Annotated in this window: 16 protein-coding genes; 10 read left to right on the top strand and 6 right to left on the bottom strand. The window is 69.3% G+C overall.

The window, feature by feature from the left end; all coding sequences use genetic code 11:
* Positions 1 to 25 precede the first annotated feature (25 nt).
* Both ACUYMY_RS16035 and dcd read left to right on the top strand, forming a co-directional pair.
* Positions 26 to 475 (top strand): SRPBCC family protein, encoded by a 450-nt coding sequence (locus ACUYMY_RS16035; protein ID WP_481704520.1) that lies wholly within the window; start codon positions 26 to 28, stop codon positions 473 to 475.
* Between the two features lie 100 nt (positions 476 to 575).
* On the top strand, positions 576 to 1151 hold the full coding sequence (dcd, locus tag ACUYMY_RS16030; RefSeq protein ID WP_481704519.1) for a dCTP deaminase: 576 nt from the start codon (positions 576 to 578) through the stop codon (positions 1149 to 1151).
* Positions 1152 to 1267: 116 nt separating this feature from the next.
* Here the strand turns inward: dcd and ACUYMY_RS16025 are convergent, their stop codons facing one another.
* From ACUYMY_RS16025 to ACUYMY_RS16005, 5 genes are all read right to left on the bottom strand, one after another.
* Entirely contained in the window at positions 1268 to 2209 is a 942-nt protein-coding gene (locus ACUYMY_RS16025; protein ID WP_481704518.1) for a hypothetical protein, read from the bottom strand.
* Positions 2210 to 2473: 264 nt separating this feature from the next.
* Positions 2474 to 3310: an amino acid-binding protein gene (locus tag ACUYMY_RS16020; RefSeq protein WP_481704517.1), complete on the bottom strand. Its 837-nt coding sequence runs from the start codon at positions 3308 to 3310 to the stop codon at positions 2474 to 2476.
* 163 nt (positions 3311 to 3473) lie between these two features.
* Positions 3474 to 4670: a cation:proton antiporter gene (locus ACUYMY_RS16015; protein WP_481704516.1), complete on the bottom strand. Its 1197-nt coding sequence runs from the start codon at positions 4668 to 4670 to the stop codon at positions 3474 to 3476.
* Between the two features lie 6 nt (positions 4671 to 4676).
* A complete protein-coding gene (locus tag ACUYMY_RS16010) occupies positions 4677 to 5159 on the bottom strand; it encodes a cation:proton antiporter regulatory subunit (RefSeq protein WP_481704515.1) in 483 nt (160 codons plus the stop codon).
* A 111-nt stretch (positions 5160 to 5270) separates the two neighbouring features.
* Positions 5271 to 6716: an MFS transporter gene (locus ACUYMY_RS16005; RefSeq protein WP_481704514.1), complete on the bottom strand. Its 1446-nt coding sequence runs from the start codon at positions 6714 to 6716 to the stop codon at positions 5271 to 5273.
* 103 nt (positions 6717 to 6819) lie between these two features.
* On the opposite strand from ACUYMY_RS16005, the gene ACUYMY_RS16000 reads away from it, so the two are divergent.
* From ACUYMY_RS16000 to ACUYMY_RS15965, 8 genes are all read left to right on the top strand, one after another.
* Positions 6820 to 9900, top strand: a complete 3081-nt coding sequence (locus ACUYMY_RS16000; RefSeq protein WP_481704513.1) for a Na+/H+ antiporter subunit A — start codon at positions 6820 to 6822, stop codon at positions 9898 to 9900.
* Complete coding sequence (locus ACUYMY_RS15995) at positions 9897 to 10457, top strand: Na(+)/H(+) antiporter subunit C (protein WP_481704512.1); 561 nt, start codon at positions 9897 to 9899, stop codon at positions 10455 to 10457. The genes ACUYMY_RS16000 and ACUYMY_RS15995 overlap by 4 nt, the downstream gene beginning before the upstream one ends.
* On the top strand, positions 10454 to 12043 hold the full coding sequence (locus tag ACUYMY_RS15990) for a Na+/H+ antiporter subunit D (protein ID WP_481704511.1): 1590 nt from the start codon (positions 10454 to 10456) through the stop codon (positions 12041 to 12043). Before ACUYMY_RS15995 ends, ACUYMY_RS15990 begins: the two co-directional genes overlap by 4 nt.
* Positions 12040 to 12621, top strand: a complete 582-nt coding sequence (locus ACUYMY_RS15985) for a Na+/H+ antiporter subunit E (RefSeq protein ID WP_481704510.1) — start codon at positions 12040 to 12042, stop codon at positions 12619 to 12621. The genes ACUYMY_RS15990 and ACUYMY_RS15985 overlap by 4 nt, the downstream gene beginning before the upstream one ends.
* Complete coding sequence (locus tag ACUYMY_RS15980) at positions 12618 to 12905, top strand: MrpF/PhaF family protein (protein WP_481704509.1); 288 nt, start codon at positions 12618 to 12620, stop codon at positions 12903 to 12905. Before ACUYMY_RS15985 ends, ACUYMY_RS15980 begins: the two co-directional genes overlap by 4 nt.
* The gene (mnhG, locus tag ACUYMY_RS15975; protein ID WP_481704508.1) at positions 12902 to 13357 is read left to right on the top strand and encodes a monovalent cation/H(+) antiporter subunit G; all 456 of its coding nucleotides are present in this window, start codon (positions 12902 to 12904) and stop codon (positions 13355 to 13357) included. The genes ACUYMY_RS15980 and mnhG overlap by 4 nt, the downstream gene beginning before the upstream one ends.
* 293 nt (positions 13358 to 13650) lie before the next feature.
* The gene (locus tag ACUYMY_RS15970; RefSeq protein WP_481704507.1) at positions 13651 to 13803 is read left to right on the top strand and encodes a NucA/NucB deoxyribonuclease domain-containing protein; all 153 of its coding nucleotides are present in this window, start codon (positions 13651 to 13653) and stop codon (positions 13801 to 13803) included.
* 115 nt (positions 13804 to 13918) lie between these two features.
* On the top strand, positions 13919 to 14359 hold the full coding sequence (locus ACUYMY_RS15965) for a hypothetical protein (RefSeq protein WP_481704506.1): 441 nt from the start codon (positions 13919 to 13921) through the stop codon (positions 14357 to 14359).
* A gap of 230 nt (positions 14360 to 14589) precedes the next feature.
* On the opposite strand, the gene ACUYMY_RS15960 is transcribed toward ACUYMY_RS15965, so the two are convergent.
* Entirely contained in the window at positions 14590 to 15222 is a 633-nt protein-coding gene (locus ACUYMY_RS15960; RefSeq protein WP_481704505.1) for an HAAS signaling domain-containing protein, read from the bottom strand.
* Positions 15223 to 18113 lie beyond the last annotated feature (2891 nt).

Below are 18113 nucleotides of genomic sequence, written 5' to 3'. Positions count from 1 at the left end.
CGGCACCGCGGCCTACGGTGCACGCATGGTCGCCGCAGAGCACTCCGTCACCGTGCGCAGGCCCCCGGGGGAGGTCTACGCCTTCCTCGCCGACGGGCTCAACAACGCGCGCTGGCGCCGGAGCGTCCGCTCCGTCTCGCTCGCCTCCGGGCCGGCCGGGGACGTGGGCGCGGTGTATGCGCAGCGCCTGGCCGGGCCGGGCGGGCGCGAGATCGACGGCGACTACGAGATCACCGAGGCGCGTCCCGGCGAGGCGCTCCGCTTCCGGGTCGTCGCTGGGCCGGCGCGGCCGGAGGGGCTGTTCCTCCTCGTCCCGGCGGACGACGGCGCCACCCGGGTGAGCCTCGGCCTCACCTTCGAGCCCACCGGAGTCATGAAGCTTCTCGGCGGGCTCATCCACCGGACGATGCAGGACGAGGTCCGGGACCTCGACCGGCTCAAGGAGGTCCTCGAGGCCGAGCCCCCCGCCGGTTAACCGCCGGGACGACGGCGGGACCCAGCCCCCCGCCGTCGTGCGCCTGCTGGCGTAGACCCAGGGCCGCGCCCGCCCGGGGCCCGCCTGTACTCTTGGATGCGTGCTGCTTTCAGACCGCGACATCCGTGCCGAGATCGACTCCGAGCGCATCCAGCTCGCGCCGTACGAGCCGGCCATGGTGCAGCCGTCGAGCGTGGACGTGCGGATCGACAGGTTCTTCCGGCTCTTCGACAACCACAAGTACGCGCACATCGACCCCTCCGAGGAGCAGCCGGAGCTCACGCGGCTCGTCGAGGTCGAGGGCGAGGAGCCGTTCATCCTGCACCCCGGGGAGTTCGTGCTCGGCTCGACGTTCGAGACCGTGACCCTCCCGGACGACATCGCGGCGCGCCTCGAGGGCAAGTCCTCGCTCGGGCGCCTGGGGCTGCTCACGCACTCGACCGCCGGATTCATCGACCCCGGGTTCTCGGGGCACGTCACGCTCGAGCTCTCGAACGTCGCGACGCTGCCGATCAAGCTGTGGCCGGGCATGAAGATCGGCCAGCTGTGCTTCTTCCGGCTCTCCTCCGCGGCGGAGCACGCGTACGGCTCGGGCCAGTACGGCAACCGGTACCAGGGCCAGCGCGGCCCGACGGCGTCGCGCAGCTACCTGAACTTCCACCGCACGAGCATCTGAAGCCGGGACCCCTTCGGCCTCGGGTCATCCCCTCCGCCCCACGCCCTCCGCAATTGTCGAGTTGAGGTCGGTGCGGGAGCTTGGGACCGTCCTCAACTCGACAATTGCCGGCAAGCTCAGGCCGCACGGCGGGCGGCGGCCCTCTCGAGGCGTTGGCCTACCAGCCGGGCAACGCCGTCCCAGCCGCGTTGCTTGACGTCAGCAGCCGAGACGATGACCTGGTCCCAGTCCTCGTCGGCGACGGCCCGGTTGCGCCAGTTGTCCATGGCCTGCTGCTTCGCGGACCGATGGTGCTCGCCGTCGTATTGAACACCGACTCGATGCTCGACGAAGGCCTGATCCGGCCACGCGAGCGGCTGTCCCTCGCTATTGCGGATCACGTAGTTGAGGGTTGGCTCCGGATAGCCAGCATCAATGAGGGCGAGGCGGAGTTTCGTCTCAGGAACCGAGTCGGCGCCGACCCTGACGAGGGCGAGCGCGAGCCGTGCGGCCGGCAGGCCGCGGACGCGCCGATGGGCCGTCAGGAATGCGTCCATCTGATCTAGCGTGAACAGGGACTCCTTGGGCATGGGGAAGTCCGGTGGATGTGAGCACACGAGGTAGTCCCCGATGGCGACGAGCTCGTCACGCGGCAGGAGCCCGGCGAGGTCGAGCCAGGTCCGCAGAGGGGACGTGACCGCCAGCCCGTGGTACGGCACGACGTCGCCCGCGGCCAGACGCATCCGATGGCACATGACGCCGGGCCGCTCGGTGCGGGACGTTCCCGGCGCACGGGTGATGTGGATCGCGAAGTCCTCCTCGAGCCACGCGGGGAGGGGCAACTGCCAGATGCGGGCCGCCGTCGTAAAGCTCGCCACGCCGCCGTCGACAACCTCCAGCAGCGGGCGGACGACGTCGGCCGGGCTGGGCTCGGCGTTCCACGGCACCCTCACGCCGCGGGTGGGTGCCTCGAGGTCGGATGCCCTGAGCCTGCGGGGGCTGACTCCGAGATCGCGCGCCTCGGCGACCGAGAAGGACCTCCCAGAGAGTTCAGGCGGGAGCGGGCTGCGGGCCGTCATGCAAGCATCCTGAAGGATTCGTGGGCGTCCTGGGGCCGGATCAGGGCTTGCCCACAGAAGCGGGGTGCAGGAGGGCCCCTGTGGAGGAGAAGTCGGGGCGCCCCCGCCCCCCAGGCCCCCTCGCGATTGTCGAGTACAGGTCGGTCAGAGGGCCCGGGACCGACCTCAAGTCGACAATTGCGCTAGGGGTCTCGCTCCACTAGAGCAAGGACGCGGCCGGGCGGCGCCCCCCAAAGGCGCCGCCCGGCCGCAGCTCGGAGGGGGTCAGGCCCGCCCGGCCCGCTGCCGCTCGACCACCTCGGCGAGTTCCGCGAGCCGGCCGGCCCGCGCGGACTCGGCCGGGGTGAACGGTACGCCGGGTCGGATCAGCACGAGCGGCGCGTCCCACGGCGTCGGCACCTTGAGCACACTCCCGGCGGCATGCCACTCGACGGGCAGCGCCTTGTCCTCGGGCACCCGGTGCGCGCCGAGGAGCTCGGCCGCCGCGTAGGGCAGCTCGGCCGGCGAGGCCGCGACCCGCGCGGCCAGCGAGAGCGCCCGGGTGGGCCCGTCGGCGAGGGCGAGCGGCGTCGTCGGCCACACGCGGCCCGCCACGCCGCCGCCGTCCTCGATCGCGTCGAGGAGGTCCTGCTCGGTGAGGCCGCCGGGGGCCGAGAGCACGAGCTCGTCGACGACGCCGCTGCGCACCGGCTGCGCGTGGATGCCGAGGATGTTGACCTCGAGGCGCGTGAGCGCGTGGGTGAGGTGCTCGAGGGCGCCGGGCGTGTCCGGGAGGGTTGCGCGGGCACGCCACAGGGCGGGCGCGACGTCGAGCTCGCGCCGCCGCCGCAGGGCCGGGGCGTGCAGCCACGAGCGGAAGAGGCGGCGCGCGCCGGGCTCGGCGACCCAGATCACGAGCGCCGTCGCGGTCACCGCGAGCAGGGCGACCTTGACCACGAGCGGCCAGTCCGTGCCGACGACGGCGGCGTGCACCGCGAGCTCGACGGGCAGCATCGCGGCGACGTTGGCGAGGGTGAGCCTGAACTTCGGCGGCTCGGGGTACCGGCCGCACACTTCGCAGGCCAGCTCGGACGGCGGGGGGGTGTGCGTGAAGGTGCTCATGCACCCATCCAATCCGGCGGCTGTTTCCGCACGGTTGCCGCGTTGTTTAAGTGCAAGGGCGGTCAAGGACGACGGCGGACGGCTTCCCGCGGGCTGCCGACTCGCGCTCGCGCCGGGCGGGCGGCCGAACGGGGACGGCGAGGCGCCCGGCGTCGTGCGCGCGTCAGAACGGCACGCGGGTGCGCGACGGCTGCGGGCCGCGGGGGCCGCGCAGGGCCCTGATGACCGGCTCGATGAAGCGCGCGGCGAGCGGGCCGAGCACCGCCATGATGAGCACGTAGGCGGTTGCGAAGGCGGCGAGCTCGCCGTCGACCGCCCCGGCAGCCACGGCGAGGCCGGCGATGACGATCGAGAACTCGCCGCGGGCGATGAGCGCCCCGCCGGCGCGGGCCCGGCCGGGGACGCCGATGCCCGCCCGTGCCGCTGCCCACCAGCCCGTCGCGACCTTGGTCCCGGCCGTGACGAGCGCGAGCACAAGCGCCCAGCCGAGGACCGGCGGGATCGTCGCCGGGTCGGTGTTGAGGCCGAACGAGACGAAGAAGATCGCCGCGAAGAGGTCGCGCAGCGGCTCGAGGACGCGGGTGGCGTTGTGCGCCGTCGTGCCCGAGATGGCGATGCCGAGCATGAACGCCCCGACGGCCGCGGAAACCTGCATCGCGGAGGCGAGGCCCGCCACGAGCAGGGCGAGGCCGAGGACGTTGAGGAGGAAGACCTCGGAGTTCTCGCTGTGCACGGCCTTGGACACGTGGTGCCCATGCCGCAGCGCAAGCAGGAGCACGACCGTGACCACGAGCAGCGCGATGCCGAGGGCCTGGAGCCCGCCGAGGAAGCTCACGCCCGCGAGGACCGTCGTGAGGATGGGGAGGTAGACGGCCATGGCGAGGTCCTCGAAGACGAGGATCGCGAGGATCGTGGGGGTCTCGCGGTTGCCGAGCCGGCCCAAGTCGGTGATGACCTTCGCGACGATGCCCGAGGACGAGATGTAGGTGATGCCGCCCATGACGAGCGCGCCGACGCCCCGCCAGCCGAGCAGGTAGGCCAGGGCCGCGCCGGGGGTGAAGTTCAGGACGAAGTCCATGACGCCGGACTGCCACGAGCGGCGAAGTCCCGTGACGAGCTCCTGCGCCGTATATTCCAGGCCGAGCATGAGCAGGAGCAGGATGACCCCGATCTCGCCCGCGAGGTGGCCGAACTCGCGCACCCCCGCCAGGTCGAAGATGCCGCCCGCGCCGAAGACGAGCCCGCCCATGAGGTACAGCGGGATGGGGGACATTCCGATCTTGCCCGCGAGGCGCGCCAAGAGGCCGAGGGCGAAGAGGACGGCCCCCAGCTCGAGGAGCGCCAGCGCGAGCGGGTCCATCGCCGCTCAGCCGTTGCGCAGGATCTGGGCGGCCGCCTCGAGTCCCTCGTGGGTGCCGACGGCGACGATGACGTCGCCGTCCCGGAGCACGACGTCGGGCCCCGGCGAGGCGTTGACCTCGCCCTCGCGCATGATCGCGACGATCGAGACCTTGGTCCTCGTGCGAATGGCTGCCTTGCCCATGGGCTGATTGCAATAGGGGGAGTCGGTGGCGACGTGGAACTGTCGCGTCGAGATGCCCGGGACCTCGCGGTGCTCCTCCGTGAGCTGCCTGACGATGCGCTGGCCGCCCAGGAGGTTGCCGAGTGCGGCCGCCTCCTCGGCGGTGAGCGGGATCGAGGCGGCGCACGTGTCCGGATCGTCCCAGTCGGAGACGAAGAGCTCGGTCTCGCCGTCCCGGTGGCATACGACCCCGATCCGCCGGCCGGACTGGGTCATGAAGTCTTTGCGAACCCCGAACCCGGGGAGTTCGGTCTCGTCAACATCCATGGCTCAACTCTAGTCCTGGGCACCGACAGCGCACCGGGCGTCCTAACCCCCCCCATTTCGGCGTCATAGGCCCCCATCTCGGCGTGAAGTGAGGGCTCGGCAGGTCTGGGCTTAGGCGGCGGGGACGACGGCGGTGCGCACCTCCGCCGGGGGCTTGACCGGGAGCAGCACGAGCAGGCCCGCGAGGAGCACGGCCATGATGCCGACGATGCCCCAACGCTGCGCCTCGCCCTGAGCGACGAGCGGGGCAGCGATCGCGATGCTCAGGCTGAACAGGGACGGGGCGAGGAAGCTCACGGCCCGGCCGGTCGTCGCGTAGAGGCCGAACAGCTCGCCGGCCTCGCCGTCCGGCGCGAGGCGCGCGAGGTACGCGCGCGCCGAGGCCTGCGCGGGCCCGACGAACAGCGTGAGGAAGAGCCCGAACACCCAGAACGTGTGGGAGCCCGTCCACTGCATGCCGCCCACGGAATACGTGCCGTTGCCGAGCGCGAGGATCGCCCCCGAGGCGATCAGGAGCCCCACGAGCGAGCCGACGATGACCCGCTTGGGCCCGATCCGGTCGTCGAGCACGCCGCCCAGGACCGCCCCGCCGGCCGCGACCACGTTGCCGAAGATCGCGAAGAAGATGACCTGGCTCAGCGGGAACCCGAAGGTCCCGGCCGCGATGACCCCGCCGAAGGTGAACACGGCGGCCAGCCCGTCGCGGAACACGGCCGAGGCGAGCAGGAAGTAGATCGTGTGTGGGCTCGTGGCCCAGATGGCCTTGATGCGCCGCCACAGCAGCCCGTACGAGGCGGCGAAGCCGAGCCGCGCCGCCGGGCGCCACGGCACCTCGGGCACGGCGAACAGGACGGGCACGGAGAACACGACGATCCACAGCATCGAGAACACGGCCACGAGCCGGATGTTGAGGCTCTCCTCGGTCGAGGCCCCGAACCAGTCGACCACGGGCTGGACGAAGAGCACGAGCACGAGCATGAGCGCGACGATCCCGCCGAGGTACCCCGCGGCCCAGCCGAACCCGGAGACCTTGCCGATGGTCTTCGGCGTCGCGATCTGCTCGAGCATCGCGTTGTAGTTCACGCCCGCGAACTCGCTGAAGACGTGCCCGGCAGCGATGAGCGCCGCCCCGAGCACGAGCAGCTCGGGCCGCGGCGAGACGAAGAAGCACGCCCCGGTCAGCGCGGCCACGACGGCCGTGTTGACGCCGAGCCACAGCTTCCGCCGCCCGCCCGCGTCGGAGCGCTGGCCCGTGACGGGTGCGAGGACGGCGATCGCGAGGCCCCCGATCGCGAGCGCTGCGCCGAGCACGGCCGAGGCGCGGTCCTCGCCGCCGAACGCCGAGGATGTGAGGTACACGGTGAAGACGAACGTGGTCATGATGGCGTTGAACGCCGCCGACCCCCAGTCCCACGAGGCCCACGCGAGCACCTGGGAGCGTCGCACGGGGGCCGTGCGCTGCCTGAGCTCGGACGGCCCGGGAAGGTCGGGGGACTCCCCGGAATCCGGCGCGGGGACGGCGTTGTGGGGGCCGGGCTGCTGGGCCGATGGCTGCATAGGACGCACTCTAGCCGCTGATAGACTGGCTCGACCGAATCCAACTGATGTGCCGCCACACCCAACGCCTTGACAACTCAACCATGATGAGCGGAGCCGACCCGTGATCCCAGTCCTCGCCCTGCACTTCGCAGTGGCGGCTGGTGCGCCTTGGCTCTTCGCGAAGTGGGGCCGGACGGCGTTCCTGGGCCTCGCCGCGGTCCCCGCTCTCTCCCTCGTGTGGCTGCTCGGCCAGCATCAGGCGGCCTACGGCGGCGGCCTCTCGGAAGCGGTTCCCTTCATCCCGCAGCTCGGCGTCGGCCTCGCGTTCCGCCTCGACCCGCTCTCGTGGACCATGTCCTTGCTCATCCTGGGCATTGGCGCTCTCGTGCTGGTCTACTGCGCGCGCTACTTCAAGAGCGGCGAGGCGGACATCGGCGGGTTCGGCGGGCAGATGCTCGCGTTCGCCGGGGCCATGTTCGGCCTCGTCACGGCGGACGACCTCATCATCCTGTTCGTCTTCTGGGAGCTCACGACAGTCCTCTCGTACCTCCTCATCGGCTTCGCGCGCACGCGCCTCTCGGCCCGCCGCTCGGCGCTGCAGGCCCTCGTGGTGACGACGGCGGGCGGCCTCGCGCTGCTCGTGGGCCTCATCCTCCTGGGCGAGTCCGCGGGGACCTACAGCATCTCGGAGCTCCTCGAGCGCGTCCCTGCCCTCGCCGAGGCCCCCGCCACCGCGGCCCCGATCGCGGCCGGTGCCCTCCTGACGCTCGTGGGCGCGCTGAGCAAGTCCGCGCTCATCCCGTTCCACTTCTGGCTCCCCGCGGCGATGGCCGCGCCCACCCCGGTCTCCGCCTACCTGCACGCCGCGGCCATGGTCAAGGCCGGCGTCTACCTCGTCGCGCTCCTGGCCCCCGCCCTGTCCGGGACCGCGTTCTGGCACCCCGTCGTGCTCGGGGCGGGCCTCGCGACCATGCTGCTCGGCGGCTACCGCGCCCTGCGCCAGACGGACATCAAGCTCGTCCTCGCCTTCGGCACCGTGAGCCAGCTCGGATTCCTCGTCGCCGTCGTGGGCCTCGGCACCCCAGCGGCCGCGCTCGCGGGCCTGGCCATGGTCGTCGCGCACGCGCTGTTCAAGGCCGCGCTGTTCCTCGTGGTCGGCGTGATCGACCACCAGACCGGCACACGCGACGTCCGCAGGCTCTCCGGGGTCTTCCGCCAGTCCCGCGCGCTCGGCGTCACGGCCGCGCTGGCCGCCGCATCGATGGCCGGGGTCCCGCTCTTCGGCGGCTTCGTCGCGAAGGAGGCCGTCTTCGAGGCGTTCGCGCGCCTCGCCCCGGGCGGGCCCGACGCCGCCGCCGCGCCGTCCGCCGCAGGGTGGGCCGCCGTCGTGCTCGCCGCGATGGCGCTCGGCTCTGCGCTGACGGTCGCGTACAGCGCCCGGTTCCTGTGGGGTGCGTTCGCGCGCAAGCCCGGCGTCGAGGACACCCCGTTCACCCCGATCACGCCGCTCTTCGTGGCACCGCCCGCCGCGCTCGCGCTGCTCGGCCTCGCCTTCGGCCTGTGGCCGGCGCCCGTGGACGCGCTCGCGGCACCTTACGCCGCCGGGGTGGCCGCCTTGGCGGACGACGCCGGTGCTGCCGCAAGCTCAGCCTCACACCTCGCCGTGTGGCACGGGATCGGGCTGCCGCTCGGGCTCTCGGCGGCGGGCTGGGCCGCGGGCGCGGCGCTCTTCGCGGCGCGCGAGGCCGTGGGGCGGGCGCAGCAGCGGCTCGGCGGCCCGGTCGACTCGGAGCGCGTCTACCGCTCGATCGTGGGCGCCGTCGACGACGTTGCCATCTGGGTGACCGGCCGCACGCAGCGCGGCTCGCTGTTCTTCTACCTCGCGGTGATCCTCGCCGTCGCGGCCCTCGTCCCCGCGGTCACGATGCTGGCCCTGCGCATGCCCCTGCCGGAGGCAGTGGACCTCGTGGACCCGGGCTCGCCGCTGCAGCTCGTCATCGGGATCGGCATCGCGCTCGGGGCGCTCGCCGCTGTCCGGGCCAACAAGCGCTTCCTCGCCGTGCTCATGGTCGCCGTGACCGGGTACGGGATCTCGCTCATCTTCGCGCTCCAGGGCGCCCCGGACCTCGCGCTGACGCAGATGCTCGTGGAGACCATCGTGCTCGTCGCGTTCGTCCTGGGCATGCGCAGCCTCCCGCCCCAGCTGCGCGACCGCATGGGCGGGAAGTACCGCGTGGTGCGCGTCGCCGTCGCCCTCCTGTTCGGCACGGCGCTGGTGTTCGTTGGCCTCTACGCGATGGGCGCCCGCGCGGCGGAGCCGATCGCGCTGCGCTTTCCCGAGCTCGCGTACTCGGGCGGCGGGGGCATGAACGTGGTCAACGTGACGCTCGTGGACATCCGCGCGTGGGACACGTTCGGGGAGATCTCCGTGCTCGCGCTCGCCGCCACGGGCATCGCGAGCCTCATCTTCATCCGCGACCGGGGCCGCCGGCTCGGCGCGACCGAGACGGTCGAGACCGGCAGCGTCGGCCGCGCCCGCGCCGAGCAGCTCACCCGCGGGGCCGCGGAGCTCGCCGTCGCGCGCACGTTCGCGACCCTCGAGCGAGACGCGTGGCTCGTCGCCGGGCGCACCCTCGCACCCGAGCGGCGCTCGATCATCTTCGAGGTCGTGACCCGGCTCATCTTCCACAGCATGGTCGTCGTCTCCGTATACCTCCTGTTCGCGGGGCACAATCTGCCGGGCGGCGGGTTCGCGGGCGGGCTCCTCGCGGGCCTGGCTCTCGCGGTGCGCTACCTCGCGGGCGGGCGGTTCGAGCTCAACGAGGCGGCCCCCGTGAGCCCGGGCATCCTGCTCGGGATCGGGCTCGCGACGGCGGCGCTCTCCGGCGCGGTCCCGCTCGCCGTGGGCGGGCAGGTCTTCCAGAGCGCGATCATCGAGCTGTGGCTGCCCGTGTTCGGGGACGTGAAGTTCGTGACCTCGACGATCTTCGACGCGGGCGTGTACCTCGTCGTCGTCGGCCTCGTCGCCGACGTGCTGCGCAGCCTCGGCGCGCGGATCGACGAGCATGTCGAGGAGGCCGAGGCCGTCGCGACCGGCGAGAGGCCCGCGGGGCCCCGCACGGGCCGCCCGGAGGGCGCGCCCGACGGCGTCTCGCCCGACGGCGCGCGGACCTCGCCGGCGCGCGAGGGGGCCGTCCGATGACCGCGAACCTGACCCTCCTGCTGGTCTCCGGGCTGCTCTTCGCGTGCGGGATCTACCTCGTGCTCGAGCGCAGCCTCACGCGCGTGCTGCTGGGGCTCATGCTCCTGACCAACGGCGCGAACCTCCTCGTCCTCGCCACGGGCGGCGGCGCGGGCATTGCCCCGTTCTACGACTCCGGCATCGACCCGGCCGCGTACAGCGACCCGCTCCCGCAGGCGCTCATCCTGACCTCGATCGTCATTTCCTTCGCCGTCACGGCGTTCATGCTCGCCATGATCTACCGCACGTGGCAGCTCGGCCGCGCCGACGTCGTCGCCGACGACATCGAGGACCGCCGCGTCGCCGCGACCCCGAGCTGGGACGCCGAGGACGACGCCGACGTCCCGACGGACCTGAGCGAGTTCATGAACCCGGACGAGGCCGTCGCCGCGGACCTCGAGGCGCTCGCGTCGCCGGACCCGCGCCTCGGCCCCGAGGGCGGCGACCGCCCGCGGCACGCCGAGGACACTCACGCGCCCGAGACAGAAGGCAGGGAAGAGGAGGCGACGCCCAGGTGAACATCGCAAGCCTCGCCCCGCTCGCCGTCGTCCTCCCGATCCTCGGCGCGGCCCTCGCGTTCATGCTCCTGCGGCACGAGCGCGGGCAGCGGATCGTGACGATCTCGGTGCTCTCGCTGACCCTGGCCCTCGAGTGCCTCCTGCTGGGCTCCGTCTGGGACGGCTCCAACGGCGGGACGTACGCCGTGACGCTCGGGGCCTGGGCGCCGCCGTGGGGGATCACGCTCGTCGTGGACCAGTTCTCCTCGCTCATGCTCGTCGTCTCGACGGCCATCAGCCTCTCGGTCCTCGTCTACGCGACCGGCCAGGGCCTCGCGGACGGCGCGAAGGACGGGCCCATCTCGGTGTTCCACCCGAGCTACATGATCCTCGTCGCCGGCGTCTCGAACGCGTTCCTCGCGGGGGACCTGTTCAACCTCTACGTGGGCTTCGAGATCCTCCTGACGGCGAGCTACGTCCTCATGACCCTGGGCGGCACGGGGCCGCGGATCCGCGCGGGGGTGACCTACGTCGTCGTGAGCGTCGTGTCCTCGCTCCTGTTCCTCATCGCGATCGGGATGGTCTACGCCGCGACGGGCACCGTGAACATGGCGGACCTCGCGGTCAAGCTCGGCCAGCTCGGGCCCGACATGCAGGTGCTCCTGCACGCGATGCTGCTCGTGGGCTTCGGGATCAAGGCCGCCGTGTTCCCGCTCTCCTTCTGGCTGCCCGACTCCTACCCGACGGCGCCCGCCCCGGTCACGGCCGTGTTCGCGGGCCTGCTCACGAAGGTCGGCGTGTACGCGATCGTGCGGACCGAGACGCTCCTGTTCCCCGGGGACTCGCTCAACGTCCCGCTCATGGTCATCGCGCTCGCGACCATGGTCGTGGGCATCCTCGGCGCGCTCGCGCAGACGGACATCAAGAGGCTCCTGTCCTTCACGCTCGTGAGCCACATCGGCTACATGGTGTTCGGGCTCGCGATGAGCTCCGTCCTGGGCCTCGCCGCGGCCGTGTACTACGTCGCGCACCACATCACCGTGCAGACGTCGCTGTTCCTCGTCACGGGGCTCATCGAGCGCCGCGGCGGCTCGGCATCGCAGGACAGGCTCGCGGGGCTCGCGAAGCTCTCCCCGCTCCTCGCGCTCCTGTACTTCATCCCCGCCATGAACCTCTCGGGCATCCCGCCGCTGTCCGGGTTCCTCGGCAAGCTCGGCCTGCTCCAGGCCGGCGTGCAGCTCGGCACCCCGCTGGCGATCACGCTCGTGGTGACGGGCGTCGTCGTGAGCCTCCTGACCCTCCTGGCCATGGCGCGGGTCTGGAACCGCGTGTTCTGGCGCCGCCCCGAGGACGCCGAGAACCCGGACCCCGCGCTCCTGGCCCCCGCCGCCGCGACGGCCCTGCCGCACACGATGGTCGGCGCGACCGCCGGGCTCGTGGTCCTCGGCCTGGCCCTGACGGTGTTCGCGGGGCCGCTGTTCCAGCTCAGCGAGCAGTCAGCGGAGTCGATGCTGGACCGTTCCGACTACATCTACTCGGTCCTCGGGTCCGAGGCCGCCGAGACAGCGGCGGCGAACTTCGCGCTGCAGAGGGGGGACCGCCCGTGAGCCGGCCCCGCATCTCGCTCCGCACCGAGCTGCCGCTGCTCGCGTGGCTCGTGATCCTCTGGGGCGCCCTGTGGCAGGACTTCTCGCCGGGGAACCTCGTCTTCGGGGCGCTCGTCGCGCTCGTCGTGACGCGCCTGTTCTACCTCCCGCCGGTCGAGCTCAGCGGACGGTTCAACGTCCTGCACGCCGCGCGCTACGCCGTCGTGTTCGTCGGCCAGGTGGTCGCCGCGAGCCTCCAGCTCCTGTGGCTCGCCCTCACCAAGGGGCCCGCGGTGCGCAGCGCCGTCATCGCCGTGCCGCTGCGCAGCCACGCGGACCTCATGGTCACCGCGACCGGGCACGTCATCTCGCTTGTGCCCGGCTCGCTCGTCGTGGACGTGGACCGGGCGAACGCGACGCTCTACGTGCACTACATCGACGTCGACGACGCCGCGGGCGCCGAGCGGCGGCGGCGCGAGGTGCTCGCCGCCGAGGCCGAGCTCATCCGCATCATGGGCACGCGCGAGGAGCTCGAGATCCTGCGCGAGGAGGAACGCATGGCGGGGGCCGCAGACCGAGGGAAGGCAGGACGCCGATGACCGGGGCCGACGCGCTCGTCATGCCATGGGTGCTCGTCGCGTGCAGCATCCTGCTCGGGCTCGCGGCCCTCGGAGCGATCATCCGGATGGTCAAGGGCCCCGCGCTCCTGGACCGCGTGCTCGCCTCGGATGTGCTGCTCGTCGTCGTCTCCGGCGCGCTCATGGTGGACATGGCGGCGAACCGGCACACCGACCACCTCGCGCTCATCGTGGGCATCACGCTCATCGGCTTCGTCGGCTCCGTGACGGTGGCGCGCTTCGTCCAGGACAGGAGGCCCCGGTGAGCGCGGACCCCAGTTTCCTCGATCTGGTGCTGACGTGGGCAGCCGGCATCCTCATGGTGGCCGGCTCCGCGCTCTCGCTCAGCGCCGCCGTCGGGCTCCTGCGCTTCCCGGACCTCATCACGCGCATGCACGCCGCCACGAAGCCGCAGGTGCTCGGCTCGCTCCTGCTGCTCACCGCCGTCGGGCTCCAGCTGCGCAGCTGGGCGCTCGCGCCGCTCCTGCTCGTTGCGTGGATCTTCCAGCTGCTCACCGTGCCCGTCTCGGCGCACATGGTGGGCCGCGCGGGCTACCGCACGAAGCACCTCAGGAATGCGCGGCTGTCCGTCGACGAGCTCGAGGACGTCGTCGCGCGCCTCGAGCGCGAGCATGCGGCCAAGCGGGACGGCGCGGACGACGGCGGGAGTGACGGCGAGCGGGACGGCTCGCCGATGCTCCGCGAGGACGGGGCCTGACCGACCCCTGGTCGGGCGGCCCGCCGCTCGAAGGTTGTGTGGGAGCCCGGCAGGTGGTCGGCACCGATCAATCCACTCCGGAGACCGTCCGCTGATCTCACGTCCGTTGAGGGATCCTTTAACGGGACTCCCCCAAGAGGAATCTTGGGCCGCTCCTCGCATCTGGACTTCCTCGAAAATTCAAGGAAGTTCGACAGCCCTGCCTGTCTCAGCAATGTGTCTCACTCGGATAGTCTCAGCATCGAGCTGGGTAGGACCTTTGACGGGACGAAGGGGGACGGCGGATAGCGCGTTTGGGTGGAATTCCTGGGTTGTCCTGTGACGAGTACCCTTTCGCCAGCACACATGAGGGAGGTGCATCCGGGGTATGGCGCGATCATTCCCGAACTGCTTATATCTGGATCCTCCGGCTACAGGACCCGTTGGCTTCAGTAGATGCGCGATAGACGAGCACCACAATTCCTCTGGAGGCACTATCCTGATCAACACGTATCGGCAGCAGCGGATCCTGGAGGGCGACCCGTTCTTTGTCGCCTTCATCAACTAGCCGAGGGTCCCAGGATGACAGTGACCACAGACAGGGTAGATGTCCACTATCGCCTGTACTATCTGGTTGAGGACAACATTCCTGCGATTCCCTCCCCACAGCAATTGAAGGACTGCGGCGGTCTCGTGTGCCCTCTGGATGCCGGGGCGGTTATTCTGACCGGCACGGATACCGGTTTCATCACCGTCGGAGTGTCGTTGCTGGACTCCGAGCCAGAGTTCGCCCTCGACGGCTGGGAGGAGGCCGTCGACGTCTCGGTCCGTTCCCCTACAGGGCAGCTGGCTGTGGATGGGTTCGACCAGACTCCATCCCTGCCGGAACTGAGTACAGCCGGCCCAGGCTGGTACAGGGTCCGCTGTATGGCGCGCGGCCGGTCGTCCGAATTCAACACCATTTCCTTGGAGTCAACGGAGGAACACCTACTGCTGGTATGGCCGGCACCCGCCTGCACCTGAAAAGGTTCACCACGTAGCCCTCCTCAGCGGTGATTCCACCTACGAATACCGGGGCGGCCGACCACTGAATGAACCAGATCATGATGCCAAAAAGATGTTCGACATAACACCGGACTGATAGGTCAGCGAATGTCTGCCTTATCTGGAGGCCACGGCGTCCGATAGACGGCCGTCCACCGGACGCGTCCACACCGTTCGGAGCGCCGTGGACATGGCGTGTGCTGAGTGCGTCAGGTGGCTGCGATCCAGTTGCCTGTTCTCTGCCCGCGAGGGCGACGAAAGGAGGTCGGCAGGAAGGCGGCAGTCGCCGCTGCGATTGTGGCCGGAAGGATGAATACACCAGTGGTCACAGCTGTGATGATCGTGCACGCCATAAGAAGCAGGGCCGAACCGACGGAGACCGGCTGCCAGCCCCTCCCGATCGCGAGCAGGGGTGCCGCTGCCCCAAAGAGGGGAACGGCCAGGAAAACGAGTATGGCGTGGCCGTTGACTTCCAGCGCGGTCTGCGGCGCGACCACGACATGGCCCGCGCGGTCGGAACTGCTGGAGGTTGCTGTGATGCTGGCGTATGTCGGCAGGAAGATGATTGCGAGCACAGCGCCGACCATCAGAGCGAAGGCAGCGAACTGAACGACTCGTTTGGCGTTCACCCGGTAGCCAGTGGGCGTTCGTCCCGTGGCCTCCTGCTGCTCGTTGAGAATCCTTGCCGCGCGCAGCTTCGGCGCCCCAAGCCGGGCGAGCGCGGCGTCGACCGGCTCTCCACCGGCCAGACTCTCCCCGATGTGCGAACGGAGTCCTTCAACGATGTCGTCCCGCGCACCCGATCGAGTGGACCGAGCCTGTTGCTCACTCGTCGCAGCCATCGCTCTGCTGCGTATGGGAGGTTCCGCAAATCGCTCATTCGAACTCTCCTGCGAGCAACCGTATCGACGACTGATGTAATCGTGGCGCTTCCAACGACCTCCGGTACAGACGATGGGACCTTCCATTGCGGGGCCGCGAACGAGTTAACACAGGACCAGCCCTGACTGAGATCCTCAACCCGACGGCCCCGGGGGGCGGCGATCCCGGAGGAATCGCGTCCTACCCCATATGGCCTTAATGCGCTCGGTCGTCCCAGTGAACCGGGTCCCAGTTGAGGATTCTTCAGCGAGACACGGCATGCGTCAGGTGGCACCTTCTTTTCGACTCCGGTCAGCCTCTTTGCTGACGGCTATTTGATCGTCTCCAGACCGCCAGATCATGAACATATTAGAATAGTCCACTTCAAAACTTCGATGAAGGAAATCCTGAAGCCACTTCTTTCCTCTGGGCTCTCCTGAAACGCGTCCGACGGCACCGACGCCCAACTCGATGACAGAGAAGGTCGGACCGTTCCGAGTCAATGGCCCACTCATGGGCCCTCCCAAGGTCCTCGACTCAACCGCCCGTTAGCCGGACGTCTACCGGACGCCAATGGCCTCCCAGAGCCTGCGTCCCGTGCGGGATCCCTCAACGGACGCCCCCGATCGTGAACAGCGAGGTTGTAGATGGCGGGGCTGGGCTAGGTGGGCAAGCGCCCGCTAAGGATCCACGAGGGCATCTCTTCTTGGAGGACCTTGGAAATCGAAGCATGTGCAATCTTTTCCCTGGGCTGAGCTGCGACTAGCTTTCGAGGCAGCCGAGGGGCAGGGGGGAACCATCGTGATGATGTCGGGGCCATCGACGGCCGCGGGAGGACGTGAGATTGCTCGTGGTGGTCGGAGGCGCATTGCCGCTGTCCCCGGGGCAGTCGCTCTGATCGTTTGTTTGAGCTCTTGCGGCTACTTGCAGCAGTCCGGCGCCGAGCCCAGCGCGTCTGCTGGTTCCGCACAGACCGTTGCCGAACTCCAACAGATCATGGGTTCGACACCGAAAGGCACAGTGCTCGAGGGCTCGGGCCGACTTGCCGCCTCCGGCGCAGTTGAGGTCGGCCATCACGCCGTGGACAGTGGAGACTATGTTGTGACAAGCGCATGCATCGGAGCACAACAGGCCCAGCTGACCGTGTTCCAGGAAGGCTCGGGGAGCGGGACGACCGATAGCGCAACGTTCCCTTGTGGGAGTCCACACGCTTCGGAAATCCACCTTATGGCCGGACTCGTCTCGGCACGTGTGACCCTTCCCGATGGCAGCTTGGCGTCCACGGATGCCAGAGCCGGCATCCGTCTCACCAAGAAAGCGCCCTGAGGCTCCCCAATCGGTGGAGGGGCAGCGGAGAGGCTGACGGGGTGAAGGTCGCAGAGGCCATTTTCTAGATTGGAGTGCTGATGTTCCCTAAGAAAGGACAGGTGTGGACATACCGCGAAAGAGGCAGGGCACTTAGCCTCGTGTGGGGGATACCGCTGATCCTCCTCATGATCGCCGGAATCTACTTCGCAGTTACCGCATCGAACTGGAGCCTTTTTATTCTTGCAGCATTGGGCTTGGTATTCTTGGCCATGTTTCTGATTAGTAGCGAACGAGGGCATCGTGGCGAGCCATAAGGGATCTTCGGATCTAAGCATGGTCTTGGGGTTCTTCTCCATAGGCGGTGGCCGCCTGCGGATAGTAGGCATCTGAGCCTGTAGTTGGCGAAGTTGCGGAATCCGCGGGTAATGGCGGGTGATCTCGATGACCCCGCCGGACCTTCAGAAGCACTCACCATGCTGCCAATCTAACGATGACTCCTTCAGAACGAAATGCCGAGTGCTCCAGCCCTCGTCGAACGGCCTCCATAGGGTGCGAAGGTTATGTGGCCGCTTGGTAAGCCAAGCTATAAAGACGGCTTGCCTGCACCTGCGCGGCGCCTGCTGGAGGATCCTTGGCCGGGAGCCCACGAGCCAGGTTTTGAGCGTTGGCGGCAGCAGGCAAGCAAGGATAAGGTCCGGGTACCTGACAATGTAAGGACGATGGTACCTGACAATGTAAGGACGATTCCGTGCGGTGGTTCCGAAGAATGCGGTTTGAACATCGGCGTCTTCCTAAACGCGTGCGCAACCTGCGCGTCACCGAGCGTTGGAGCTTTGTCGCGTTGGTATGTTGGCTCCTGATTTCCCTTGGCCTGCAACTTCCCAGGTCCGTGGTCAACATGGTGATGGTCGTTCCACTATTAGTCCTTCTTTCCTGTGTCTTCGTTGTGGGTGTATTAACCTGGCGGAACTATGAGCGGACTGCCGAGATTAGGGCCGAGAACGTGCGGGGCCGGGGGCTAGAGAGCGCCGGAGTTGGTTGGTTGGTCGACACCGGAACAATGCGGGGGCTGGGAGCTGGAGAAGCAATTTTCACGGCCATCATGATGGGGGGTGCTGTCGTTCAAATTGTGTGGCCGTTCCTCGTCTCGCACTTGTGAGGTCGAAGTTAGGGCGATCCTTTCGGAACGGGGCCAAGACCGGTGGCGGATGCCTTGGGCGAGTTTGCCCATCATGGTGGAGCGTGCCTTAGCGGAGCTTGGAGTCGGCGCCGACCAGCCGCTGAGTCTTTTCTTCATGCCGTAAGCCGGCCGTTGACCGGACACCGAGCGGTGGGTCCGTTGAGCCGCTGACTCGTGTCCCGCTCTGACCTGCGGATTCGCGTATACCCGCCCGAAAAAGTGCCCGGAGAAGGTACGCCAACTGCAAGAACTGAAACGCGCGTACGTCGCCCAGCTCGGCGGTGTCTGGCTCGGCCTCCGTCGGCCGCGGACGTGGTCATGCCGGCCCTGGCCCGCTCGGAAGCTGGTCGTGCTCAAGCTGTATGACGGCCGAGATGATGGTGA

The organism is Sinomonas sp. T428B, assembly GCF_056780155.1.
Note: the sequence above shows the minus strand (reverse complement) of the source record. Positions and strands in the feature narration are given on the sequence as shown.